General features: G+C 72.5%; 16 protein-coding genes. 14 read left to right on the plus strand and 2 right to left on the minus strand.

Translation table 11 applies throughout. The features are described 5' to 3' along the window. Positions 1-51 precede the first annotated feature (51 nt). From MXD61_RS07750 to hypE, 8 genes are read left to right on the plus strand one after another with little or no spacing between them, the layout of a single operon-like run. A complete protein-coding gene (locus tag MXD61_RS07750; protein ID WP_248812156.1) occupies positions 52-1,659 on the plus strand; it encodes a nickel-dependent hydrogenase large subunit in 1,608 nt (535 codons plus the stop codon). Then, the gene (locus MXD61_RS07755) at positions 1,656-2,309 is read left to right on the plus strand and encodes a hydrogenase maturation protease (protein ID WP_248812157.1); all 654 of its coding nucleotides are present in this window, start codon (positions 1,656-1,658) and stop codon (positions 2,307-2,309) included. Before MXD61_RS07750 ends, MXD61_RS07755 begins: the two co-directional genes overlap by 4 nt. Then, positions 2,302-3,567: a hypothetical protein gene (locus MXD61_RS07760; protein ID WP_248812158.1), complete on the plus strand. Its 1,266-nt coding sequence runs from the start codon at positions 2,302-2,304 to the stop codon at positions 3,565-3,567. The genes MXD61_RS07755 and MXD61_RS07760 overlap by 8 nt, the downstream gene beginning before the upstream one ends. Beyond that, positions 3,540-4,739 carry a hypothetical protein gene (locus tag MXD61_RS07765; protein WP_248812159.1) on the plus strand — a complete coding sequence of 400 codons (1,200 nt, stop codon included), beginning with the start codon at positions 3,540-3,542 and terminating at the stop codon, positions 4,737-4,739. The genes MXD61_RS07760 and MXD61_RS07765 overlap by 28 nt, the downstream gene beginning before the upstream one ends. Continuing rightward, positions 4,736-7,315 carry a carbamoyltransferase HypF gene (locus MXD61_RS07770; protein WP_248812160.1) on the plus strand — a complete coding sequence of 860 codons (2,580 nt, stop codon included), beginning with the start codon at positions 4,736-4,738 and terminating at the stop codon, positions 7,313-7,315. The genes MXD61_RS07765 and MXD61_RS07770 overlap by 4 nt, the downstream gene beginning before the upstream one ends. A 5-nt stretch (positions 7,316-7,320) precedes the next feature. Next, on the plus strand, positions 7,321-7,626 hold the full coding sequence (locus tag MXD61_RS07775) for a HypC/HybG/HupF family hydrogenase formation chaperone (RefSeq protein ID WP_163548216.1): 306 nt from the start codon (positions 7,321-7,323) through the stop codon (positions 7,624-7,626). Then, a complete protein-coding gene (hypD, locus tag MXD61_RS07780) occupies positions 7,623-8,729 on the plus strand; it encodes a hydrogenase formation protein HypD (protein ID WP_248812161.1) in 1,107 nt (368 codons plus the stop codon). The genes MXD61_RS07775 and hypD overlap by 4 nt, the downstream gene beginning before the upstream one ends. Then, on the plus strand, positions 8,726-9,814 hold the full coding sequence (gene hypE, locus MXD61_RS07785; RefSeq protein WP_248812162.1) for a hydrogenase expression/formation protein HypE: 1,089 nt from the start codon (positions 8,726-8,728) through the stop codon (positions 9,812-9,814). The genes hypD and hypE overlap by 4 nt, the downstream gene beginning before the upstream one ends. Positions 9,815-9,841: 27 nt before the next feature. Here hypE and MXD61_RS07790 read toward each other — a convergent pair whose 3' ends face one another. Then, entirely contained in the window at positions 9,842-11,611 is a 1,770-nt protein-coding gene (locus MXD61_RS07790; protein WP_248812163.1) for a serine/threonine-protein kinase, read from the minus strand. Positions 11,612-11,899: 288 nt separating this feature from the next. Between MXD61_RS07790 and recQ the strand changes: the two genes are divergently transcribed. The 5 genes from recQ to MXD61_RS07815 all read left to right on the plus strand — a co-directional run bounded on the left by recQ (position 11,900) and on the right by MXD61_RS07815 (position 19,221). Continuing rightward, on the plus strand, positions 11,900-13,846 hold the full coding sequence (recQ, locus tag MXD61_RS07795) for a DNA helicase RecQ (protein ID WP_248812164.1): 1,947 nt from the start codon (positions 11,900-11,902) through the stop codon (positions 13,844-13,846). 68 nt (positions 13,847-13,914) lie between these two features. Further along, positions 13,915-15,057, plus strand: a complete 1,143-nt coding sequence (locus MXD61_RS07800) for a hypothetical protein (protein WP_248812165.1) — start codon at positions 13,915-13,917, stop codon at positions 15,055-15,057. A 254-nt stretch (positions 15,058-15,311) separates the two neighbouring features. Beyond that, positions 15,312-16,181, plus strand: a complete 870-nt coding sequence (locus MXD61_RS07805) for an arpA protein (protein WP_248812166.1) — start codon at positions 15,312-15,314, stop codon at positions 16,179-16,181. A 90-nt stretch (positions 16,182-16,271) separates the two neighbouring features. Beyond that, entirely contained in the window at positions 16,272-17,240 is a 969-nt protein-coding gene (locus tag MXD61_RS07810; RefSeq protein ID WP_248812167.1) for a class I SAM-dependent methyltransferase, read from the plus strand. A gap of 82 nt (positions 17,241-17,322) precedes the next feature. Further along, positions 17,323-19,221, plus strand: a complete 1,899-nt coding sequence (locus MXD61_RS07815; RefSeq protein WP_248812168.1) for a choline/carnitine O-acyltransferase — start codon at positions 17,323-17,325, stop codon at positions 19,219-19,221. A gap of 105 nt (positions 19,222-19,326) precedes the next feature. Here MXD61_RS07815 and MXD61_RS07820 read toward each other — a convergent pair whose 3' ends face one another. After that, a complete protein-coding gene (locus tag MXD61_RS07820; RefSeq protein ID WP_248812169.1) occupies positions 19,327-19,968 on the minus strand; it encodes a DUF2461 domain-containing protein in 642 nt (213 codons plus the stop codon). A gap of 501 nt (positions 19,969-20,469) precedes the next feature. Here MXD61_RS07820 and MXD61_RS07825 point away from each other — a divergent pair. Continuing rightward, on the plus strand, positions 20,470-22,221 hold the full coding sequence (locus MXD61_RS07825) for an ABC transporter ATP-binding protein/permease (RefSeq protein ID WP_248812170.1): 1,752 nt from the start codon (positions 20,470-20,472) through the stop codon (positions 22,219-22,221). The last annotated feature ends 228 nt before the right edge of the window (positions 22,222-22,449 follow it).

Raw genomic sequence — 22,449 nt, forward strand, 5'->3', positions numbered from 1 at the left:
ACGCCGGCCAGCCCGCATCCAGGCCAGCCACACACGAGAAGAGACGCACCGATGACGACCGTCGATCTCAACGTCAGCCCGATGGGACGGGTCGAGGGCGACCTGGACGTGCGGGTCACGATCGACGACGGGGTGGTCAGCAAAGCCTGGACCTCGGCGGCGATGTTCCGCGGTTTCGAGATCATCCTGCGCGGCAAGGACCCGCAGGCCGGCCTGATCGTCACACCGCGGATCTGCGGGATCTGCGGCGGCAGCCATCTGTTCAAGGCCGCCTACGCCCTTGACGTCGCCTGGCAGACCGAACTGCCGCGCAACGCCACGCTGATCCGCAACATCGCGCAGGCCTGCGAGACGCTGCAGAGCATTCCGCGGTGTTTCTACGCGTTGTTCGCGATCGACCTGACCAACAAGCGGTACGCCGGCTCGCCGCTGTACGCCGAGGCCGTGCGCCGGTTCACCCCGTTCACCGGGACGAGCTACGGGCCGGGTGTGGCCCTGTCCGCGGGGCCGATCGAGGTGTACGCGCTCTTCGGCGGGCAGTGGCCGCACTCGAGCTTCATGGTGCCCGGCGGGGTGATCTGCGCGCCGACACTGGCGGACGTCACCCGGGCCACCGCCATCCTCGAACACTGGAAGTCCCAGTGGCTCGAGCAGCGCTGGCTTGGCTGTTCGGTCGACCGGTGGCTGGCCAACCGCAGCTGGGCCGACATCCTGGCCTGGCTGGACGAGAGCGCCTCGCACCGTGACAGCGACTGCGGCTTCTTCCTGCGCTACTGCCTCGACATCGGCCTGGACCGCTACGGCGCCGGCCCCGGCAACTACCTGGCCACCGGCACCTACTTCGACCCCGACCTCTACCGCCAGCCCACGGTGGACGGCCGAAACGACGCGCTGATCGGCCGCGGCGGCATCTACGCCGGCGGGACGCACTTCCCGTTCGACCAGGCCCGGGTCCGCGAGGACGTCACCCACTCGTACTACCAGGGCACGTCGGCCTACCACCCGTTCGACGGCGAGACGGTGCCCGTCGACCCGGAACGCGCCCAGGCCGACGGCAAGTACAGCTGGGCGAAGTCCCCCCGCTACGACGTGCCGGGACTCGGTCCGATTCCGCTGGAGGCCGGCCCGCTGGCCCGTCGGGTCGCCGCCGCCGCCCCCGGTGCCGCCCCGCATCAGGACGACGACCCGCTGTTCGCCGACATCCTGGCCACCATCGGTTCGTCGGTGATGGTCCGGCTGCTGGCCCGGATGCACGAGGCCGCCCGCTACTACCGCTGGGTCCGCGGCTGGCTCGACCAGATCGACCTGCACGAACCGTTCCACCTCGCGCCGACCGAACGCGCCGACGGACGGGGTTTCGGCGCGACGGAGGCCGCCCGCGGGTCGCTGGCGGACTGGATCGTCCTGGAACGCGGCCGGATCGCGAACTACCAGGTCATCACCCCGACGGCGTGGAACATCGGCCCCCGCGACGGCGACGGCGCCCCTGGACCGATCGAGTCCGCGCTGGTCGGCACGCCGGTGACCGACCCGTCCGACCCGGTCGAGCTTGGCCATGTGGCCCGCAGTTTCGACTCCTGCCTGGTCTGCACGGTGCACGCCTACGACGGCCGGACGGGCAGGGAGCTTTCCAGCTTCGTCCTGAACGAGACGGTGTGACCGCCGAGCCGGCCGCCGGCGCGCCCACCGGTCACGGGCCTGCCGCCGACGCGCCCACTGGGCTCGCGGCGCTGCTGGACCCGCCGGGGATCGCCCCACCGTCGTGGACGGCGACCGTGATCGGCTGCGGCAATCTGCTGCGCGGCGACGACGGGGTCGGCCCGGTGCTCATCCGCCACCTCGCCGCGGTGGGGGTGCCGGCGGACGTCCGCCTCGTCGACGGGGGCACCGCGGGCCTGGACACCGCGTTCGCGATGCGCGGCGCCCGCCGGGTGCTGATCGTGGACGCGGCCCGCACCGGTGCCGCCCCCGGCACCATCCACCGGGTGCCCGCCGACCAGCTCGTCGCCGCCGACCCGCCGCCCGCCGACCCGTCACCCGCCGGTACGCCGCCTGTCGGTACGCCATCGCTGGCCACCCTGCCGCAGCCGCACGCCGTGCGCTGGGACCAGGCGCTGGTGTTCGCCCGCTGGCTGCTCGGCGCCGACTTTCCGACGGACATCGTCGTCTACCTGATCGAGGCCGGATGCCTCGATCCCGGTGCCGACCTCACCCCGGCCGTGCGCCGCTCGATGGAACGAGTACAGACCATGATCCTGAACGACCTGGCGACGTCGGTCGACCTGACCGCCGGTGACCACGATGCCTGAGCCGACAGCACCAACCGCACCGACCGGGCCGACAGCGCTGGCGCGGCCGCAGCCGGTCGGGGTGTTTCCGCTGCCCGCCGGGTACCTGCTCGTCCCCGGCGACGACGACGAGGCGGTGGCGGTGCGCCGCGATCTGGCCGCCGGCCGCATCCCGGCGGTGTGGCCGCCGCGGCTGCGGGCGCTGGAACTGGCCCATCGCGGCGAGCTCACCGCCGCCGCGGACCTGCTGGTCGGCGACGACCCGATCGACCGCTACAACCGGTTCGTCCTGCGCCCGGCGGGACCTCCGGTGGAGGACCCGGCCGCGCTGCGCGCGGCGCTTGGACCCGAGATCGGTGTGCTCGTCGACGTGGTGCGCTTCTCCAACGGTGCCCTCGCCGAACCGCCGGCGCTCACCGACGAGACCGGCGAGATCGCGGCGCTCGTGCACGCCACACTCGCCGCGGCGTCCATGTCCGGGGACGCGCCGCAGCGGGCGGTGGGCCAGCTCAACCAGGCCCACGAGGCGGCCGCGCCGGTCAGCCCGGGCCTCGCCGCGCAGCTGCGGTCCGCCGCCGCCGACCTGCGCCACGGCCTTGAGGGGCCGACCGACGCGGTACTCGCCGACCTGGTCGCCGCCGGCGAGGCACTGGACGCCACCGATCTCGTCCTGGCCCGCGCCGAACTGCGCCTGTCCCTGGGTTCCGCCTACCAGCAGCGGGCCGGCGACGACGCGGAGGGACTGCGCCCGGCGATCGAGCAGTACCTGGCGGTGCTGCGCCTGGTCACCCTCGACTCGGCGCCGGAGGTGTTCGCCGCGGCCCAGGTCAACCTGGCCACCGCGTACCTGGCGATCCCGATGACCCAGACCTCCGACCAGCTGCGGATCGGCGTCGCGATCCAGGGGCTGCGCACCGCGCTCACCGTCTACACCCAGCGGACCCATCCACAGCGCTGGGCCAGCGCCCAGCTCAACCTCGCCAACGCGCTGGTGTACGCGCCGTCGCAGCATCGCCGGGAGAACCTGGTCGAGGCCGCCGGCCGGTTCTCCCAGGTCGTGGCCGCCCGCGACGAGCGGACCGATCCGATCGGCTACGCCCGGGCACTCGCCGGCCAGGGCAACGCGCTGGCGCATCTGGGTGCCCTGCAACCCGCGGTGAAGGCCCTCACCGAAGCCGAGGACGTCTTCGCCCGGGCCGGTTCCACCGACGAGGCCGGGGTCGTGCACGCCCTGCTCGACGAACTCGCCCAGTGGGCGACACAGGCCCGCGCCACGTGACGGTCGCCGCCGCCGACGGCGCGCTCAGCCCTCCCCACGACTGGACGCCCGCGGTCTGGCTGGGCGCCCCGGCGCCCGGAGGGCTGGCCCTGCCCTCGGCGCGGCCCTCGCTGACCGGTCTGTACGCGCCGCGCGGGGTGTGGCTCGGCGACGACCTGCTCGTCGTCGCCGACACCGGTAACCACCGGGTGCTGATCTGGGCGCACCGCCCACGGTTCGACGGCGCGCCGGCCGACATCGTCCTCGGCCAGCCCGACCCGCACAGCGAGGGTCCGGCGGCCGGGGGCCGCGGACCGCGCCGCGGCCTGCGGCTCCCCACCGGGGTGCTGGTCACCGACGACGGACGGCTCGTCGTCGCCGACGCGTGGCACCACCGGCTGCTCGTCTGGGACACGGTGCCCACCACCCACGACGTCGCACCCGACCTGGTCCTCGGCCAGCCCGACGCGACCAGCGTCGCCGCCAACCGCGGCGGACCGGACGGAACCGGCGGGCAGTGCGGGCCGACATCGCTGTACTGGCCGTTCGGGATCGCGCTCGTCGGCGGCCGGTTCTACGTCGCCGACACCGGCAACCGGCGGGTACTCGGCTGGTCGGACGGTCTGCCGACCTCCCCCGACACATCCCCCGACCTGGTCCTCGGCCAGCCCGACCCGAGCGCCCACGCGGACAACCGGGGCGGCGCCCCCGGCCCCGCGAGCTTCCGCTGGCCGCACGACATCACCGGGACCGACGATCGTCTGCTGGTCGCCGACGCCGGTGACCACCGTCTGCTCGGTTGGACGCCGCATCCCGGCGTCGACACCGACGCGGACCTTGTCCTCGGCCAGCCCGACGCGGTGACCTGCACCGAGACGCCCTACGCCCCCGGCCGTCCCGACCGGCTGCGGTTCCCGTACGCGGCCGACTGCGACGACACGGTGCTCGCCGTCGCCGACACCGCCAACAACCGTGTCCTGCTCTGGGAGGATCCGTGGGCCGGGGGGCGTCCCGCGTCGTCGGCGAGCGTGGTCCTCGGCCAGCCGAGTTTCGCCGACACCGGCGAGAACCGCTGGTCAAGCGTCTGCCCGGACACCTTCTGCTGGCCGTACGGGCTGTCCCTGCACGGCGGACGCCTCGCCGTCGCCGACTCGGGCAACAACCGGGTCGTCCTCTGGGAGCGCGGACCTTGATCACCGAGGCGCCCCCGACCACACCCCGGGTGCGGCGGCGGATCGTGGTCGAGGGTGTGGTGCAGGGTGTGGGTTTCCGCCCGCACGTGTACCGCCTGGCCCGCGCCCTGCGGTTGGCCGGGTTCGTCGGCAACGACGCCGTCTCGGTCGTGGCCGAGGTGGACGGCGCCCCCGCCGACATCGCCGAGTTCCTGCGCCGTCTGACCGACCCGGCGCCGCCTCTGGCCCGCGTCGACCGGGTCACCGTCACCGAGCTCGCCGTGCCGTCACATGAGGACGAGGACATGGCCACCGGCGGGCCCGGGTTCCGGATCGTGGCGAGCCGGGCCGCGAGCGGTCCGCGCACGCAGGTGCCACCGGACGCGGCGCTGTGCGCGGACTGTCGGCGGGAGCTGTTCGACCCGGCCGACCCGCGCCATCGGCATCCGTTCATCAGCTGCACCAACTGCGGTCCCCGGTTCACCATCATCGCCGCGCTGCCCTACGACCGGTCGGCGACCACGATGGCCCGCTTCCCGCTGTGCCCGCGCTGCGCCGCCCAGTACGCCGACCCCGGTGACCGACGTTTCCACGCCGAGCCGATCTGCTGTCCCGACTGCGGCCCCCGCCTGCGCTACGTCCCCCTCGCCGGTGACGACAACCCGCCCACCGGACGAGCCGGGTCGACAGCCGACACGGCTCTGGCAGCCGACCCGGCCCGGGCGTCCGGCGCGGTGCTGGGAACCGACGCGGCGCTGGAGGCGGCGCAGCGCACGCTCGCCGCCGGCGGCATCGTCGCGGTGAAGGGGCTCGGCGGCTACCACCTGGCCTGCGCCGCCGACAACGACGCGGCCGTGGCCCGGCTGCGCGTACGCAAGGGCCGACCCGAACGACCGTTCGCCGTGATGGTCCCCGACCTCGCGACCGCGGCGGGCCTCGCCCGGCTGTCCCCGACCGAGGCCGCGGCGCTGCGCTCCCCGGCCGCACCGATCGTCCTCGCCGCGCGGGTCGCACCGGAGACGGGGCTGATCGGGGTGATGCTGGCGTACACACCGCTGCACGAACTGCTGTTCGCCCCGGTCCGGGCGGCGCGGGTCGCACCGCCGACGGTGCTCGTGATGACCAGCGCCAACCGCGGCGGCGAACCGATCTGCCATGACGACGCGACGGCCGCCAAACGGCTCACCGGACTGGCCGACGCCATCCTCACCCACGACCGGCCGATCCTGGTGCCCTGCGACGACTCGGTGGTGCGCTGCGACGGCGACCGGGTGATCACGTTGCGGCGTGCCCGCGGCCAGGTGCCGCTGCCGGTGCCGCTGCCGCGGGCGGTCCCCGGTGTGCTCGCCGTCGGGGGCGACGGCAAGAACGTGAGCTGCCTGACCGTCGACCGGCGGGCCATCCTGTCCCAGCACGTCGGTGATCTGGGCGGCCTCGAGATGCTGGACGCCTTCGAACGGGCCACCGTCCACCTCAGCGGGCTGTACGCGACGACGGTGCGCCGGTTCGCCGCCGACCCGCATCCCGGCTACGCCACCCGGGCCTGGGCCGTCCAGGCCGCGGCCCGGCTGCCAGCGACATCCGGACTCGGGCGGCGCCCGACGTTCGTGCAGCACCACCACGCGCACATCGCGGCGCTGCTCGCCGAACACGGCCGCCTCGGCCAGCGGATCCTCGGCTTCGCGTTCGACGGCACCGGCCACGGGCCGGACGCGACGGTCTGGGGTGGCGAGGCGCTGCTGGTCGGGCCGGACGTCGCCGTCGCCACCCGGATCGCCCATCTGCGTCCGGTACCGCTACCCGGGGCGGACGCGGCGGTGCGCCATCCGGGCCGGGTCGCGCTCGCCCACCTGGCGGCCGCCGGGCTGGACTGGGACGCGGATCTGGCCCCGGTGCGCGCCCACAGCGCCGCCGAACTCGCCGTCCTGCGCACCATGCTGGAGCGCGGCGTCGCCTGTGTGCCCAGCAGCAGCATGGGTCGTCTCTTCGACGCCGTGGCCGCCCTGCTGGGCGTGCGTCAGCGCACCACCTACGAGGCGCAGGCCGCCGCCGAACTCGAAGCCCTCGCCGCCACCTCACCCCCACTGCCCGGTGCGGGCACGTCCACCGGCACCACGACGTCCACCGGTAGCCCCACGGCGGCCACCGGCACCGTCGCGCTGGCCTTCGGGCTGGTGGACGGGACGCTCGACCCGACGCCGGTCCTGGCCGGGATCCTCGCCGGGCTGCGCGCCGGGAACACACCGGCGGCGCTCGCCCTGGCGTTCCACCTGGCCGTCGCCGACGCGGTGCTCGCCGTCGCCGAGCAGGCGCGTCACCGGTACCGGATCCACCTGGTCGGGCTCACCGGCGGCGTGTTCGCCAACGTCACGCTGCTGCGGGCGTGCCGGCTGCGGTTGACGGCGCGTGGCTTCGAGGTCCTCGTCCACCAGACGGTGCCGCCGGGAGACGGTGGGCTCGCGCTCGGCCAGGCCGTCGTCGCCGCCCTCGGTGGCGTCCCCCTGCCCGCTGACCTCCCCGGATCACCCGGCGTCCCCGCCTCACCTGACGTCCCCGCTTCACCTGATGTGCTCGTCCTGCCCGCGAAGGGAGCCTGACCCCCATGTGCCTGGGCATACCCGGCCGGATCACCGAGATCTGGGACGACCGCGGCACCCGTATGGCACTCGTCGACTTCGGCGGGGCCACCCGCACGGCGTGCCTCGCCTACCTGCCGGACGCGTCCATCGGCGAGTACACGATCGTCCACGCCGGTTTCGCGTTGACCGTCGTCGACGAGGCCGCCGCGCACCGCACCCTGGCGACCTTCCGCGAGCTGGGCCTGCTCGCCGAGGAACTCGGACCCGACCCGCTACCGGCCACCCCGCTCCAGAGCACCCCGCTGCCGGCCGAGGAGGGCGGCCGATGAGGTACCTCACCGAGTTCCACGATCCGCGGCTGGCCGCGACCCTGCTCGACACGATCGCCGCCACCGCCACCCGCCGCTGGACCCTGATGGAGGTGTGCGGCGGGCAGACCCATGCGATCATCCGCAACGGACTCGACCAGCTGCTCGCCGACCAGGTCGAGTTCATCCACGGGCCGGGCTGCCCGGTGTGCGTCACCCCGCTGGAGATGATCGACCGGGCGCTGGCGATCGCAGCCCGGCCCGAGGTCATGCTCTGCTCGTTCGGGGACATGCTGCGGGTGCCCGGCAGCACCACCGACCTGTTCACGGTGCGGGCGCACGGTGGGGACGTCCGGGTCGTCTACTCGCCGTTGGACGCGGTCCGCCTCGCCGAGGCGCATCCCGACCGGCAGGTGGTCTTCTTCGCCGTCGGCTTCGAGACGACCGCGCCCGCGGCCGCGATGGCCGCGGTCACCGCGCGGCGCCGGGGCCTGACGAACTTCACGATGCTGGTCAGTCACGTGCTCGTCCCGCCGGCGATGCGGGCGGTACTCGCCTCGCCGGACAACCGGGTCGAGGCGTTCCTCGCCGCGGGCCATGTGTGCACCGTGATGGGCACCGCGCAGTACGAACCGATCGTCGCCGAGCATCGCGTCCCGATCGTCGTCACCGGCTTCGAACCGCTGGATCTGCTCGACGGTGTCCGCCACGCCATCACCGAACTCGAGGCCGGACGCATCACGCTCGTCAACGCCTACCCGCGGGCGGTGCGGCCCGAGGGCAACCCGTCGGCCCGCGCCATGCTCGAGGAGGTGTTCACCGTGTGCGACCGTCCCTGGCGGGGCATCGGGATGATCCCGGCCTCCGGCTGGCGGCTGTCCCCCGCCTGGTCGCAGCTGGACGCCGAGCTCCGCTTCGACATCGCGGACCTCACCGTCGCCGAGTCGGCCGACTGTCACAGCGGCGAGGTCCTTCAGGGCCGCCTGCGCCCACCGCAGTGCCCGTCGTTCGGGACGACCTGCACCCCGCGCCGTCCCCTCGGCGCGACCATGGTGTCCGCCGAAGGTGCCTGCGCGGCCTACTTCCAGCACCGCCGGCTGTCCGCCGTGGGCGGTGGACGGTGACCGCCCCCGTGCGCGCCGCCGACTGGAGCTGCCCCGCCCCGTTGCGCGAACACGCGCGGATCGTGCTGGGCCACGGCGGCGGCGGCATCCTGTCCGCCGAGCTCGTCGAACACCTCTTCCTCCCCGCCTTCGCCCCGCCAGGCCCCGACCCCGCCTCCCCCGGCACCGACGCCGCCGTCCTGGCGGACGCGGCGGTGCTGGCGGTCCCCGGCGGGCGGATCGCGTTCACCACCGACTCCTACGTCGTGCGGCCGCTGTTCTTCCCGGGCGGTTCGATCGGCGAGCTCGCCGTCCATGGCACCGTCAACGATCTGGCCTGTCGCGCGGCGATGCCGCTGGCGCTGTCGGCCGGGTTCATCCTCGAGGAAGGCCTCGAACTGGACCTGCTCGGACGGGTCGCGCAGGCGATGGGCCGGGCCGCGGCCACCGTCGGCGTCCCGATCGCCACCGGGGACACCAAGGTCGTCGAACGGGGCCTGGCCGACGGGCTCTACATCAACACCAGCGGCGTCGGGGTGGTTCCCGCCGGGGTCGACGTCCGCCCGGACCGCGCGGCACCCGGCGACCGGGTCCTGCTGTCCGGACCGATCGGCGAGCACGGGATCGCCGTGCTCAGCGTTCGCGAGAACCTGGAGTTCGGCGGGGACGTCCACTCCGACACCGCCCCGCTGCACGGCCTGGTCGCGGCCATGCTCACAGCCACCCGCACCGGCGTGCACACACTGCGTGATCCGACCCGTGGTGGACTCGCGACGAGCCTGTGCGAGATCGCCGCGGCGGCCCGGGTCGGGGTCGAGTTCACCGAATCCGCTGTCCCCGTGCCCCCCGTCGTCGCGGCGGCCTGCGGCTTTCTCGGCCTCGACCCGCTGCACATCGCCAACGAGGGACGCCTGGTCGCGTTCGTCGCCGAGGCCGACGCCGACGCCGTCCTGGCCGCCATGCGGGCCCATCCCCACGGCCGCGACGCCGTCGCGATCGGGACGGTCACCGCCGAGCATCCCGGTGTGGTCGTCGCCCGCACGGCCTTCGGCGGCACCCGGATCGTCGATCGCCCGCTCGGCGAGTCCCTCCCCCGCATCTGCTGACCTGTCTTGGCCCGCTCACCAGGCAGGTCAGGAGACAGCGGCGATCCTGGTGACGCAGCCGGCGGCCGCCAGGTAGACCTGGGCGTGACCGCCGGGGTCGAGGCGGACGGTCGGCGCGTCCGGGCTGGCGGTCACGACGTCGATGTCCTCACCGGAGGCGACATCGCGCAGCACGAGATCGCACGTGTCGCTGCCGTTGAAGTCGCGGACCTGGATCTCGACGGCCCCCGGCGCCTGGAACGCGGTGCTGTCGCCGTTGTGCTGCACGGTGAAGGGCAGCGGCGCGTCGCCCGCGCCGTCGATCGCCTGGAGGACACAGCCGGGATCGGCCGGCGCGACGTCCAACGCGAAGTCACCGACCAGGTGCATCTGGTAGCTCTCCTCCCCGTAGACCGCGTTGGTCGGCAGGGAGAGACCGGGCGGGTTGGCGGCGGTGTCGGACGCGGTGACCGTGCAGCCCACGTCGTCCCCGGACTGATGGTCGGAGATCATCAGTCGCCACGGCCCGGTCGCGGAGTAGGTGAAGGTCGACGACTCCCCCGACCCCTCCGATCCGTCCGATCCGTCGTTGCCGCCCATCAGCACCACGACCGTGACGACCGCGGCCGCCACCAGCACGACGGCGCCCGCGCCCAGCGCGAACACCCGCCCGCGCCGCCTCGACCGAGCCGCCCGCCCGCCGCCGCCGCCGTTGCCGCTGCCCGTGTTCATCGTGGAACCGTCCGCGGGCCCGCCCGGTCCCCGCGTCGCGGTGCCGGAGAGATTCCACGGCGGGGTAGCGCCGGACGCCCCGGCGCCCACCGGACCCATCGCCGCGGCGAACGGCGGCGGGCTGGCCGACGGGGCCGGTGTCACCACGGTCTCGGGAACCGTCCGAGCCGGCCCGGCACCGCCAGCGCCGCCAGACGCGTGGAAGCCACCGGTAGCAGCACCCGCGCCGCCCGCGGTGATCGGGCGGGCCGGGCCGAGATGGTCGATCAGGGCGAGGCGCAGCTGGGCGGCGGTGGGGCGGTCGGTGGGCTCGCGGGACAGGGCCTGGCGGACGAGTTCGTGCAGCGCTTCGTCGATCCGCGAGTAGTCGACCCGCGGTTCCTCGTGCACGATCCGATAGGCGATCGCCTCGGCCGGGCCCTGCCCGTACGGCGGGCTTCCGGTGGCGGCGTAGCAGATCAGGCCGCCCCAGGCGAACACGTCCGCGGCCGCGTCGATCCCGCCGGTGACCAGCTGCTCGGGCGAGAGCCAGCCCGGCGTACCGATCAACGTCCCGGTGACGGTGAGCTGGCCGGCGTCGCGCACCGCCGCCACCCCGAAGTCGATCACGATCGGGCCGTGCGTCGTCCACATGACGTTGGACGGTTTGAGGTCGCGGTGGATGAGACCCGGGCCGTGGATGGACACGAGCGCGTCGGCGAGACCCGCGGCGAGGCGACGCTGGTCGGCGGCGGCCAGCACGCCGTGGCGGGCGACCTGCTGTTCCAGGGTGGGAGCGGCGAGGAACTCGGTGGCGATCCACGGCGGGTCGGCGGTGATGTCGAAGTCGAGCAGGGTGGCGGTGTGACTGCCGCGGACCCGGAAACAGGCCTGCAGTTCCCGCTGGAACCGGACCCGGAAGTTGGGGTTGTCCGCCAGCTCCGACCGAATGATCTTGATGGCCACCTGGCCGAGTGGACCGTCACCCAGGTAGACCACGCCCATCCCGCCGCCACCGAGCCGGCCCAACAGGCGATGCGGCCCGACCTGCACCGGGTCGGACAGGCGTAGGGCGGCGACCGCGACCGGCGCCGGATCGGTGGACATCGCGTGATCCTCTCCTCAGCCCGGATACGAGCCACCCGGACGAATCACCTCAGCCCGAACGGAAGGCCCGCCGACGGACCACAGCGGCAAATCCTCTGGATCGTAACGAGGTACCGGTCGCTGTCCACCAGCGGCGACCGCCACCGTCGCCCACCACCCACCGCTCGTCGGACGCCCGACCTGCGACACCATCCGCTGTCCACAGGGCCCGCGGGGTCCGCGGGGGCACTGTCCACAGCCGGCGACCCACGGCGCTGGCCCCCGACGGGGCGACCGTAGGGTGAAGTCATGACCGTGCCTGTCGGCCCCGCGGAGCTTGCCCGTCCCACCGGCATGCGGCCACCCGCGGCCGAGGCCGGGGCCGAAGAGGTGCTGCGGCGGATCTTCGGGTACGACGCGTTCCGCTCCGGCCAGCGCGAGATCATCGACCATGTCGTGGGCGGCGGCGACGCGCTGGTACTCATGCCGACCGGTGGTGGCAAGTCGCTGTGCTACCAGATTCCCGCCCTGGTCCGGTCGGGCACCGGCGTCGTCATCTCCCCGCTGATCGCCCTCATGCAGGACCAGGTCGACGCCCTGCGGGCCCTTGGCGTGCGAGCCGGTTTCCTCAACTCCACCCAGGACGTCGGCGAGCGCCGGGCGGTCGAGGGCGCGCTGCTCGCCGGCGAACTCGACCTCGTCTACCTGGCACCGGAGCGGCTGCGGGTCGAGGCGACGACCCGCCTGCTCGACCGGGCGTCGATCTCCCTGTTCGCCATCGACGAGGCGCACTGCGTGGCCCAGTGGGGGCACGACTTCCGGCCTGACTACCTCCAGGTCTCGATGCTGCACGAGCGCTGGCCCACGGTGCCGCGGATCGCGCTGACGGCGACGGCCACACCGGAGACACACCGGGAGATCACCGCCCGCCTCGAGCTCGCCGACGCCCACCACCACGTCTCGAGCTTCGACCGGCCGAACATCCAGTACCGCATCGAGTCGAAGAAGGAGCCGAAGGCACAGCTGTTGGAACTGCTGCGCACCGAGCACGCCGGTGACGCCGGCATCGTCTACTGCCTCTCGCGCGCCTCGGTGGAGCGCGTCGCCGAGTTCCTGGTCGCCCAGGGCATACCCGCGTTGCCGTACCACGCGGGCCTCGACGCCCGGGTCCGCGCCGCCAACCAGTCCCGTTTCCTGCGGGAGGACGGCATCGTGATGGTGGCGACCATCGCGTTCGGCATGGGCATCGACAAGCCGGACGTCCGTTTCGTCGCCCACCTCGACCTGCCCAAGTCCGTCGAGGGCTACTACCAGGAGACCGGCCGCGCCGGGCGGGACGGGCAGCCCTCCACCGCCTGGCTCGCCTACGGCCTGCAGGATGTCGTCCAGCAGCGGCGGCTCATCGACTCCTCACCCGGCGACGCGGCGCACCGTCGCCGGCTGTCCACCCATCTGGACGCGATGCTCGCGCTGTGCGAGACCGTCGAGTGTCGCCGGGTCGGCCTGCTCGCCTACTTCGGTCAGCACGGCACGCAGCCCTGCGGCAACTGCGACAGCTGCCTGCGTCCGCCCGAGTCGTTCGACGGCACGATCCCCGCCCAGAAGCTGCTGTCCACAGTCCTGCGCCTGGACCGGGAACGCAACCAGCGGTTCGGCGCGGGCCAGTCCATCGACATTCTGCTCGGCCGGCGCACCCCGAAGGTCGAACAGCATCGCCACGACGCCCTCAGCGTCTTCGGCATCGGCACGGACCTGCGCGAACTCGAATGGCGCGCCGTCGTGCGCCAACTGCTCGCCCAGGGCCTGCTGGCCGTGCAGGGCGAGCACGGCACCCTGGCACTGACCGAGGCCAGCGCCGAGGTGCTGCGCGGTTCCCGTTCGGTCGCCCTGCGCCGCGAACCGGCCCGTCCCCTGCGTAGCAGCACGGGCGGCGCCCGCGGTGACGGCGGCGCCGAGGGCGGGGGCCGTACCCGCGCGGAGGGCGGCGGGCGGTCCCGGCGCGGCGCGGCGGCCCCGGTGGAGCTCTCGGCCGAGGCCGCGCCGGTGTTCGAGGCGCTGCGGGCGTGGCGAGCGGCGAGCGCCAAGGAGCAGAGCGTGCCGGCGTACGTCATCTTCCACGATGCCACACTGCGCGAGATCGCCAACCGCCGGCCGGTTGATCTGGCCGCGCTGGCCGGCATCAGCGGGGTTGGCGAGAACAAACTGGCGAAATACGGCCAGCAGATTCTCGAGGCTCTGGCGGAATTCTCCGGATGACGGTAGGCCGATTCGGCTAGCCTTCTTGCGGTCAATACAATCCACCACTCCGGGAAGAGCGATCTCGAATGCCGGATCCGCGTCCCCGCACGTTCCCCGCCCACCTTCGTCCGCTGCGGGCAGAGCGCGACACCGCCCGGCCCGACACCACTCGGCCCGACACCACCCGGCGCGACACCACCCGGCCCGACACCGCCGCGTCCCCGCCCGACGCCGCCCCGCCCTCGCCGCCCGCCGAGAACGTCTTCCCCCGGGTCAGCGGGCCGCGGGGCCCGCGACTGAGCCTGTGTGGCGGTGATGACGGTGCCGCCCGGCGACGGTGGCGCGGCGGTGAGACCGTCCGGATGGCCGGCCGGGCCTGCATGCTCGAGGGGGACCCGGCCGAACGGCGCGGCACCGACGACGCCTGGGTGCTGCGCGAGGGCACCGCCCGCGTCGTCGGCCCGAACCCGCGGCCGGTGTGGTTCCGCCATGTGCTGGTCCGGCAGCCCGGTGACCGTGGGCACGCCCTGCTCGCCACCGTCGACGGCCAGTTGCAGCTGCTCGCCGAGATCGGTGGCCGCGCCGGGTTGCCCAGCCTCGTCGCGGGCCAGCTCACCGCCGCCGAGGGGGTGCTGCTGTCGGCCCGGCCGGCTGGCCGCAGCTGGCGGGAGATGTTCGGCCCGCCGGCGCCGCGCCGGATGCCACCACCCGACCAGGCCCGGGCCGTCGCGTTACTGCGGGTCGCCGCCGGCGTCGGTGACGTTCTCGCCGCCCTGCACGATTCGGGCTACAGCCACCGCGCGGTCACACCGGACGCGGTGCTGCTGCCCGGGGCCAGCCGGTCCCGTCCCTCGGTCGCGGCCAGGCCGGTGGTGCTGCGCGACCTGGGTCTCGCCGCGGTCGCCCGGCTCGCCGGCGAAGGCCCCGCCGAATACCGCGCGCCGGAACAGGAACGCTACGGTCTGCCCGGCCCGCGCATCGGACCACGTACCGACGTGTTCCGCCTGGCGGCGATGGCCTACCACGGGCTGGCCGGGGTGGCGCCGGGCCGAGGCGGACTCCCCGCACCGCTGCGCGGCTGCCGGCTGCCGTTTCCGGTGGCCCAGACCCTCGACGAGGTACTCCTGCGCGCTCTCGACCTCGATCCGAACCGACGCCCCGCGCGTATCCGGGTCCTCGCGGATGCCTTCCGCCTCGGCGCCCATCATCTCACCCGCATGAGCCTCTGACCCGCGAAGAACCGCGCCCGCCGCACCGCTATGACCGGACCGCACCGGCTCCGACAAAGGCCCTGGCCACAGGTTTGACATAACACTTTGATGGTGGTCGCGCCATCGGTTCCCGACCACCCCCCACAGCACCGTGTGTCATCTCACACTGTCTTTCGTTACCGTGACCTCCGGGTCAGCATGGGGTAATTCCGGTTCCGATCACCTGTCACAGGTGATGCGCGAACCATCGAGCGGCGGTAAAGAGGTGATTCATGGGTGCCACCGACACCCGGACCATCAGCGACCTGGTCGATACGGCCAGCTATCCGATCAGCGAACCCACCAGCGCCCAGTGGTGGAACGTCGTATCACGGGCACGCCACGACCTGGCCGCCAACGGCTGCAGCGTGCTACCGGGATTCATTGCGCCGACGGCCTTCGGCCATCTGGCCGAAGAATGTTCGTCCATAGCCGGGCTCGGCTACGATCGCATCGAGGACGTCAACGCCTACAACATTCCGGTCGACGCGGCGCTCCCCGCGGACCATCCCGGCCGGCACATCATGCGGCGGGGCAACGCCTTCGTGGCCCGCGACCAGATACCGGCGGGATTCGACATCCACCGCCTGTACCGAAGCGCCGGGTTCCAGCATTTCGTGGCCGCCTGTTTTGGCCTGCCCGCCGTGCACGAACTGGCCGATCCGCTCGCCGGCCTGTGCCTGAACGTGATCTCACCGGGCCTGGAACACCCGTGGCACTTCGACACCAACGAGTTCGCGGTCAGCGTTCTCACCCAGGCGGCCCAGACCGGCGGCACGTTCGAGTACTGCCCGAACATCCGCACCGCGCAGGCGGAGAACTTCGACGACGTGCGGGCGGTCCTGCGTGGCACCGATGACCGTCTCGTCCACCGGCTGGCGCTGCGTCCCGGTGACCTGCAGCTCTTCCTCGGCCGCTACTCGATGCACCGGGTCAGCCCCGTCCAGGGTGACACCGCCCGGCACTGCGCGATCTTCGCCTACACCGAACACGCCGGTGTGATCGGCAGCCGGGAGCGTACCCGGCAGCTGTTCGGCCGCTTCCTGCCCGAGCACGAGAGCGCCGACGCCGGTGCCGTCCGCGTCGACGCCCTGCTCGACTAGCCGCCGCATCCGCCCCGCCCGCCCCGCCACCGCCCCTGCGTGACCGTCGCCCGACAGCGCACCACAGATTGTTCGAGGAGAAGCGCCCGCGTGCATCACGACAACATCAGCACCGCCGCCGGTTCCAACGACAGAATATTCGACGAAAAAGGCTTCGACGAAAGCGGCAAGGTCTCGCTCGACCACATCTACACCCAACCCGATCCACGCGCCTACTTCACCACCTTACGGCGCCTCGACTATGTTATTCCCGAGCTTGCCAAGCCCTTCTTCGGCCAGCTTGTCGACGAGCACGGAGACCGGCGGGGTCGGGCGCCGGTCATCCTCGACGTCGGCTGTTCCTACGGGGTGAACGCCGCGCTGCTGCGCTGCGACCTGACGATGGCGGACATGTACGCCCGGTACGCCGGTCTCCCCGCCGGCGGGGAGACCGGCCCCGCCTCGCTCGCGGCTCGGGACCGCGCGTTGACGGGCGCGCACCGCGGCCCGACCACACCCCGTTTCATCGGGCTGGACAGCTCCCGCCCCGCCATCGCCTATGCGCTGGCGGCCGGGTTCCTCGATGACGCGGTCTGCGCGGATCTGGAGAACCGCGAACCGACCAGCCAGGAACAGGCGCTGCTCGCCGAGGTGGACCTGGTGGTGTCCACGGGTTGCATCGGCTATATCGGCGCCCCCACCATAGAGCGGATCGCCCGCGCCGCCGACGAACACCGACGGCCGGCGATGGCCCATTTCGTCCTGCGTATGTTCCCGTTCGACCCGATCGCCGATGCGCTGGGCGCCCTCGGCTACGAGACCGAGCGCGTCGATGGTGTGTTCCCGCAGCGCAGGTTCGCCTCGGCCCGCGAACGCGAGCAGGTGCTGGACACCCTCGCCACGGTCGGCGTCGATCCGCGCGGTCTTGAGGCCGACGGCTGGCTGTACGCCGAGCTGCACATCTCCCGTCCCCGCGGCACCGCCTCGCTCGCCGCCGGCAGCACCTCCACCGCCACGCCCACCGGCGCCTCCCGCGCCCAGACCCACGGCACCCGCGGCGGCACCACGCTGACCGCGTGACCAGCCTGATCGCCCAGGTCAGGCCTGCTCCGGCGAGCCGGATCAGGTGATGATCGGGCATCTCGACACATATCCAGCCACGATGGAACCGCCCGACTCCACGAACGATGCCCCATCGGACAAACCGAGGCCACGATTGAACGCCACGACCTTCGCCCACGATGACCAGCTGCCGCGGGTCCCGCTGCCCAGCCTCGCCGACAGCTGCGAACGGTTCCTCGCCTGGTCCGCGCCGCTGCTCACCGAGGCGGAACGAGCCGAGACCGCCGCCGCCGTCGCCGCGTTCCAGGCTCCGGACGGCCCCGGCCCGATCCTGCACGCGGCCCTCGAGCGCTACGACGCGACCGACGGTGTGCACAGCTGGCTGGACGACTTCTGGGACTCCCGCTACCTGGGCCGCCGCGACCGCATCGCGCTCAACGCCAACTACATCTTCCTGTTCGCCGGCACCCCCGCGAACGACTCCTCGTCGTTGGACGCCGATGGCCAGGCCCAGCTCGAACGCGCCGCCGGCCTGATCACCGCCGCGGTCGACTACAAGCTGCGGCTGGACGACGAGCGGATCGCCCCGGTCCTGCAACGCGGCACCCCGCTGTCGATGGCCCAGAACACGTTCCTGTTCTCCACCACCCGCATCCCGGGCGCCGTCCAGGACACCGTCCGGACCCCCTACAGCGCCGCATGGCCTGGCCCGTCGACCGCACGCCATATCGTGGTGTTCCACCGCGGCAACCCCGTGCGCATGGACGTCATCGGCCCCGACGGCAGCCCCTACGCCCTCGCCGATCTGGTCGCGGGCCTCGCCGCCGTGGTCAAGCAGACCCCGCGCCGCGCCCCCGCGGACGGCGCCGTCGGCCACCTCACGACGAAGGCACGCGCCGCCTGGGCGGACAGCCGAGGCCGTCTGCTCGCGCTCGACCCGGCCAACCAGCAGGCTCTCGACACGATCGAGACAGCCCTGTTCTGCGTGTGCCTGGAAGACGAGAACCCCACCGACGACCTCGCCACCTGCGACCGACTGCTGCACGGCGACGCGGCCAACCGCTGGTTCGACAAGGCCGTCTCCCTGATCGTCTTCCCGGACGGACGGGCTGGCATCAACGTCGAACACTGCGGCCTGGACGGCACCACCATCCTCAGCTTCGTGGACGATCTGCTCGCCACCTCCCCCCAGGAGCATGCGGCGAGTTCAGGGGCGCGGGCGCAGGGGCTGCCCACGATCGACGCGGTCACGTTCGTCCTCGACGACACGCTGCGCGCCGACATCGCCGCGGCGGACGAGTCGTTCGTCGCCTTCGCCGCCGGGACCGCCTCGATGACCCTGCGCATCGACGATTTCGGTCAGAACGAGGCCAAGCGGCTGCGGATGTCGCCCGACGCCTTCGTGCAGCTCGCCTACCAGCTCGCCCACGTGCGGGCCAAGGGTCATGTCGGCGCCACCTACGAGTCGATCGCGACCCGGGCCTGGCGCCGTGGACGCACCGAGGCGATGCGGGTCGTCACCCCCGAGGTCCTCGCGTTCGTCGCCGCGATGGGCGACCCCACCGCGACCGCGGACACCCGACGGGCCGCCTTCCGCACCGCCGCCCAGGCCCACGTCACGCGGGCGAAGGACTGCCAGGCCGGCCGGGCTCCCGAGCAGCACCTGTGGGAGCTGCAGTTCATCGCCCGCCGCCAGGGCGACGAACTCGGGGTCCACGAGCCGCTCGCCCTGTACGAGACGCCCGGCTGGGTGAAGACCCGTGACGACTTCCTGAGCACGAGCTCCGCACCGTCGGTCAACGTCGAGTTCTTTGGCTTCGGCTCGACGAGCAGCCAGTGCGTCGGCGCGGCGTACGTCCTGCTGCCCGAGACGTTCAATCTCTACCTGAGCACCCCCCGAACCGTCGCGGACGGCCTGCACCGGTTCGCCACCGAGCTCCGTCAGGCCCTGCACGAGCTGCGGGACCTGCTCGCCTCGGAGGAACCGCCCGCGCGGTAGCGCGTCACCCGCGCAGACGGCGGGGACCGCACGCCGTTGTGGTCACGACGCGTCATCCCGCCCGGCCCGGCCCGGTCTCGGTGGCCAGGCCGGGCGGGCCATCGCTCAGCGCCGCGGCAGCCGGCTGGGCCCGACATGTCGGTCGAGCCATTCCCGCAGGACCCGCATCTCCCGCCAGGCGGCCGCGACCCGCACCGCGCACTCCGGCTCCGCCAGCCATGACGGTTCACCGAAATCCCGGGACACCGTCAGCGTGCGGTGGCGCAACAGCGCGATCCGCGGATGGTCGGCATCGAACCCGCGGGGCCGGGTCCTGAGCTGGTCACCGGAAACCTCATAGCCGCCGGCACGCAACGCGGCGACCACCGCCACGAGCTTCGGACCACTCACCTCGTCCGCGACGGCCACCCGCAGGCGTTGCACCTGGTCCGACGCGGTCTGCCAGTAGCCGGAGCCAACCATCAGCCCCCGGGCCGAGACCTGCACGTAGCCGCCACCGGTGATGTACGCCCCCATCGCCGTCTTGTACGGCGACTTGTCCTTCGCGAAACGGACATCGCGATGCGGCCGGAACACGTGCGGCTCCCCGAACTCCGGCTCAAGCTCGGCCAGCAGCGCGAGCATCGGCCCCCGCACGGCCTTCTCGTACGTATCACGATGATCAGACCAGTATGTCCTGCTGTTATCCGCTTCCAGCCCCTCGTAGAAGATCATCGCTTCGGTGGGGAACCCGGCGAACTCCGACATCGGACCTCCTGACGAGACAACAGGGCCGTCGGCGAGCACCTTCGCCCGGATCGGCGGCGCAGGGCACGAGCCACGGTGGCGCGCCGGCGACATCGCAGGCCGTGTCCGTCTCATTCCGCTGCGCCGACGAGGCCGCAGGCTCCCGACCAACCACTTCTACCTCACCCGAACGGATCGGCGAAAACAGGCCCCCACGACCACAACAGCGGGAAATTTCGGACACCAGGAGAATCCCACCCAGGACTTGCCAACCAACCGTGCGCGCCTAGACTCGAAACCGCGCCAGCGTCGGCCGGCGTGCGCACCCGACCGGGCAAACACCTCACGACCGTCAGCGGAATTATCGGGAACAGTCAGGTACACCATTTCCTGCCGCACCCGGATTCCCATCCGAAACGCTCGGATGGCGAGGCTCTCGCACACCCGGCCGGCCCGATGTCGGCACCCGGCACATCAGACCTGCCCAGGAATATCCGGCGACATTGACGGAGGATGCCCTCGATGCACACCGACGTCAACCTGTCACCCGGCGGGGGCGGGGCGAATGCCGGCATCGGCATGGTCACCGACGTTCCCGCGCTGCAGGCCATCGATGTTCGGATTCGCCGCGGCGCTCGGCGGCGGGGCCGCGGCGGCCACGAGGTCATCCACGGCATGTCGTTCACGATACCGAGCGGCCGTGTTGTCGGCGTGATCGGGCCGAGCGGCTCGGGTAAGACCACACTGCTACGAGCGATTGTCGGCGTGCAGTCCGCGGTGTCGGGCGATCTGCGGGTCCTGGGATACACCTCCGGCGACGCGTGCCTGCGCCGCCGTGTGGGTTATGCCACCCAGTCCGCTTCGGTGTACGGCGATCTGACCGTCCTGGAGAACCTGCGGTACTTCACCGAGATAATGCGGGCTGGCATTCCCGGTGATCCGGCCTGGTCCCCGGGTTATCTCAACGCGCTGCTGACCCAGGTCGGTCTCACCGAGCAGGCGAACCTCCTGGTGAACCAGCTTTCCGGTGGCCAGCGCTCCCGGGTGTCCCTGGCCGCGGCGATGATCGGCGGCACGGATGTGCTCGTGCTGGACGAGCCCACGGTCGGAGCCGATCCCCTGCTGCGCCGACGTCTGTGGTCCGATCTGCGGGAGCTGGCCCGCGACGGCATGACGATCTTCGTCAGTTCACACGTGATGGACGAGGCCGCCCGATGCGACCACCTCCTTCTGATCTACTCCGGTCGGCTCCTCGCCCAGGGAACTCCCTCGGAGCTGCTCGCCACGACGGACTGCAACGATCTCGAGGAGGGATTCGTCCGCCTGCTGGAACGCTCCGCCGCATCGGCCGGCCAGGCATCCCCGACGGTCCCGACCACGACGGTCCCGACCACGACCGTCCCGACCACGACCGTCCCGAGCATGACCGTCCCGACCACGGCGGCGCCCTCGGACGGCGTCCCGGGTGCCGCGGTCCCGACGCCCACCGCGGGTCCACATCCGTCCGGCGTCGCACCGTGCCCCGCTCGCCGCCCGGTGGATGCCCGACGCACCGGCGCCACGGCGGGACGCGTCCTGCGACAGCTCGGGCGAGACCGGCGCACCCTGGCGCTCGTTCTGCTGCTGCCACCGGTGCTGCTGCTCACGCTGCGCCTGCTCTTCCACCACTCGCCCGCCACGTTCGGGCGGGTCGGACCGGCGCTGCTGGGCATCTTTCCGCTGATGACGATGTTCTTCGTCACGTCGGTGGCGATGTTGCGTGAGCGCACGTCCGGCACGCTCGAGCGCCTGATGACGACCCCGGTCGGTCGCAGCGACCTGCTGGTCGGCTACGGGTTGGCGTTCGCCGTCCCAGCCGCGACCCAGGCCGCGCTCGCCACCGCGCTCACCGTCGGCCCGCTGGGCCTTGACGTTCGCGGATCGGCGTCGATGCTGTTCGTGGCGGCGATCCTGAGTTCGTTTCTGGGCACGTCCCTCGGGCTCTGGATGAGCGCGTTCGCCCGCACCGAGTTCGAGGCCGTCCAGTTCATCCCCGCCGTGCTCATCCCCCAGTTCATGCTGTGCGGAGTGCTGGTGCCTCGGCACACCATGCTGCCCGCCCTCGACACACTGAGCGCGCTGATGCCGATGACCTATGTCGTCGACTCCATGGCGCAGCTGAGTCGTTCCCGTGCCGTGGACGGCCGACTCGCGCTGGACCTCGGCATCGTGATCTGCTGCACGCTCGCCGCGCTTGGCCTGGCCGCTGTCACACTGCGTCGCCAACACCCCTGAGCGCGCCGCGAATCCGGGCGAGCGGATATCCACCGTCACCACATCGTTCGTTCCCGTAGCCGATCGCACCATGGCAGAACAGCCCTGCCCGGATGGTCGGGGCGTATCGGGCTACCATCTCCGTGGTGGCTGTCGAGTTCGGCCATGCGCGACTGTGCGCCTGCGTCACCACCGATCAGCACGGACAGCGGTCAACACGGAAAGTGGTCGGCACCGATGCAGGCAGAG

Origin of the sequence: Frankia sp. AgPm24, assembly GCF_023243055.1 — a bacterium.
GTDB lineage: Bacteria > Actinomycetota > Actinomycetes > Frankiales > Frankiaceae > Frankia > Frankia umida.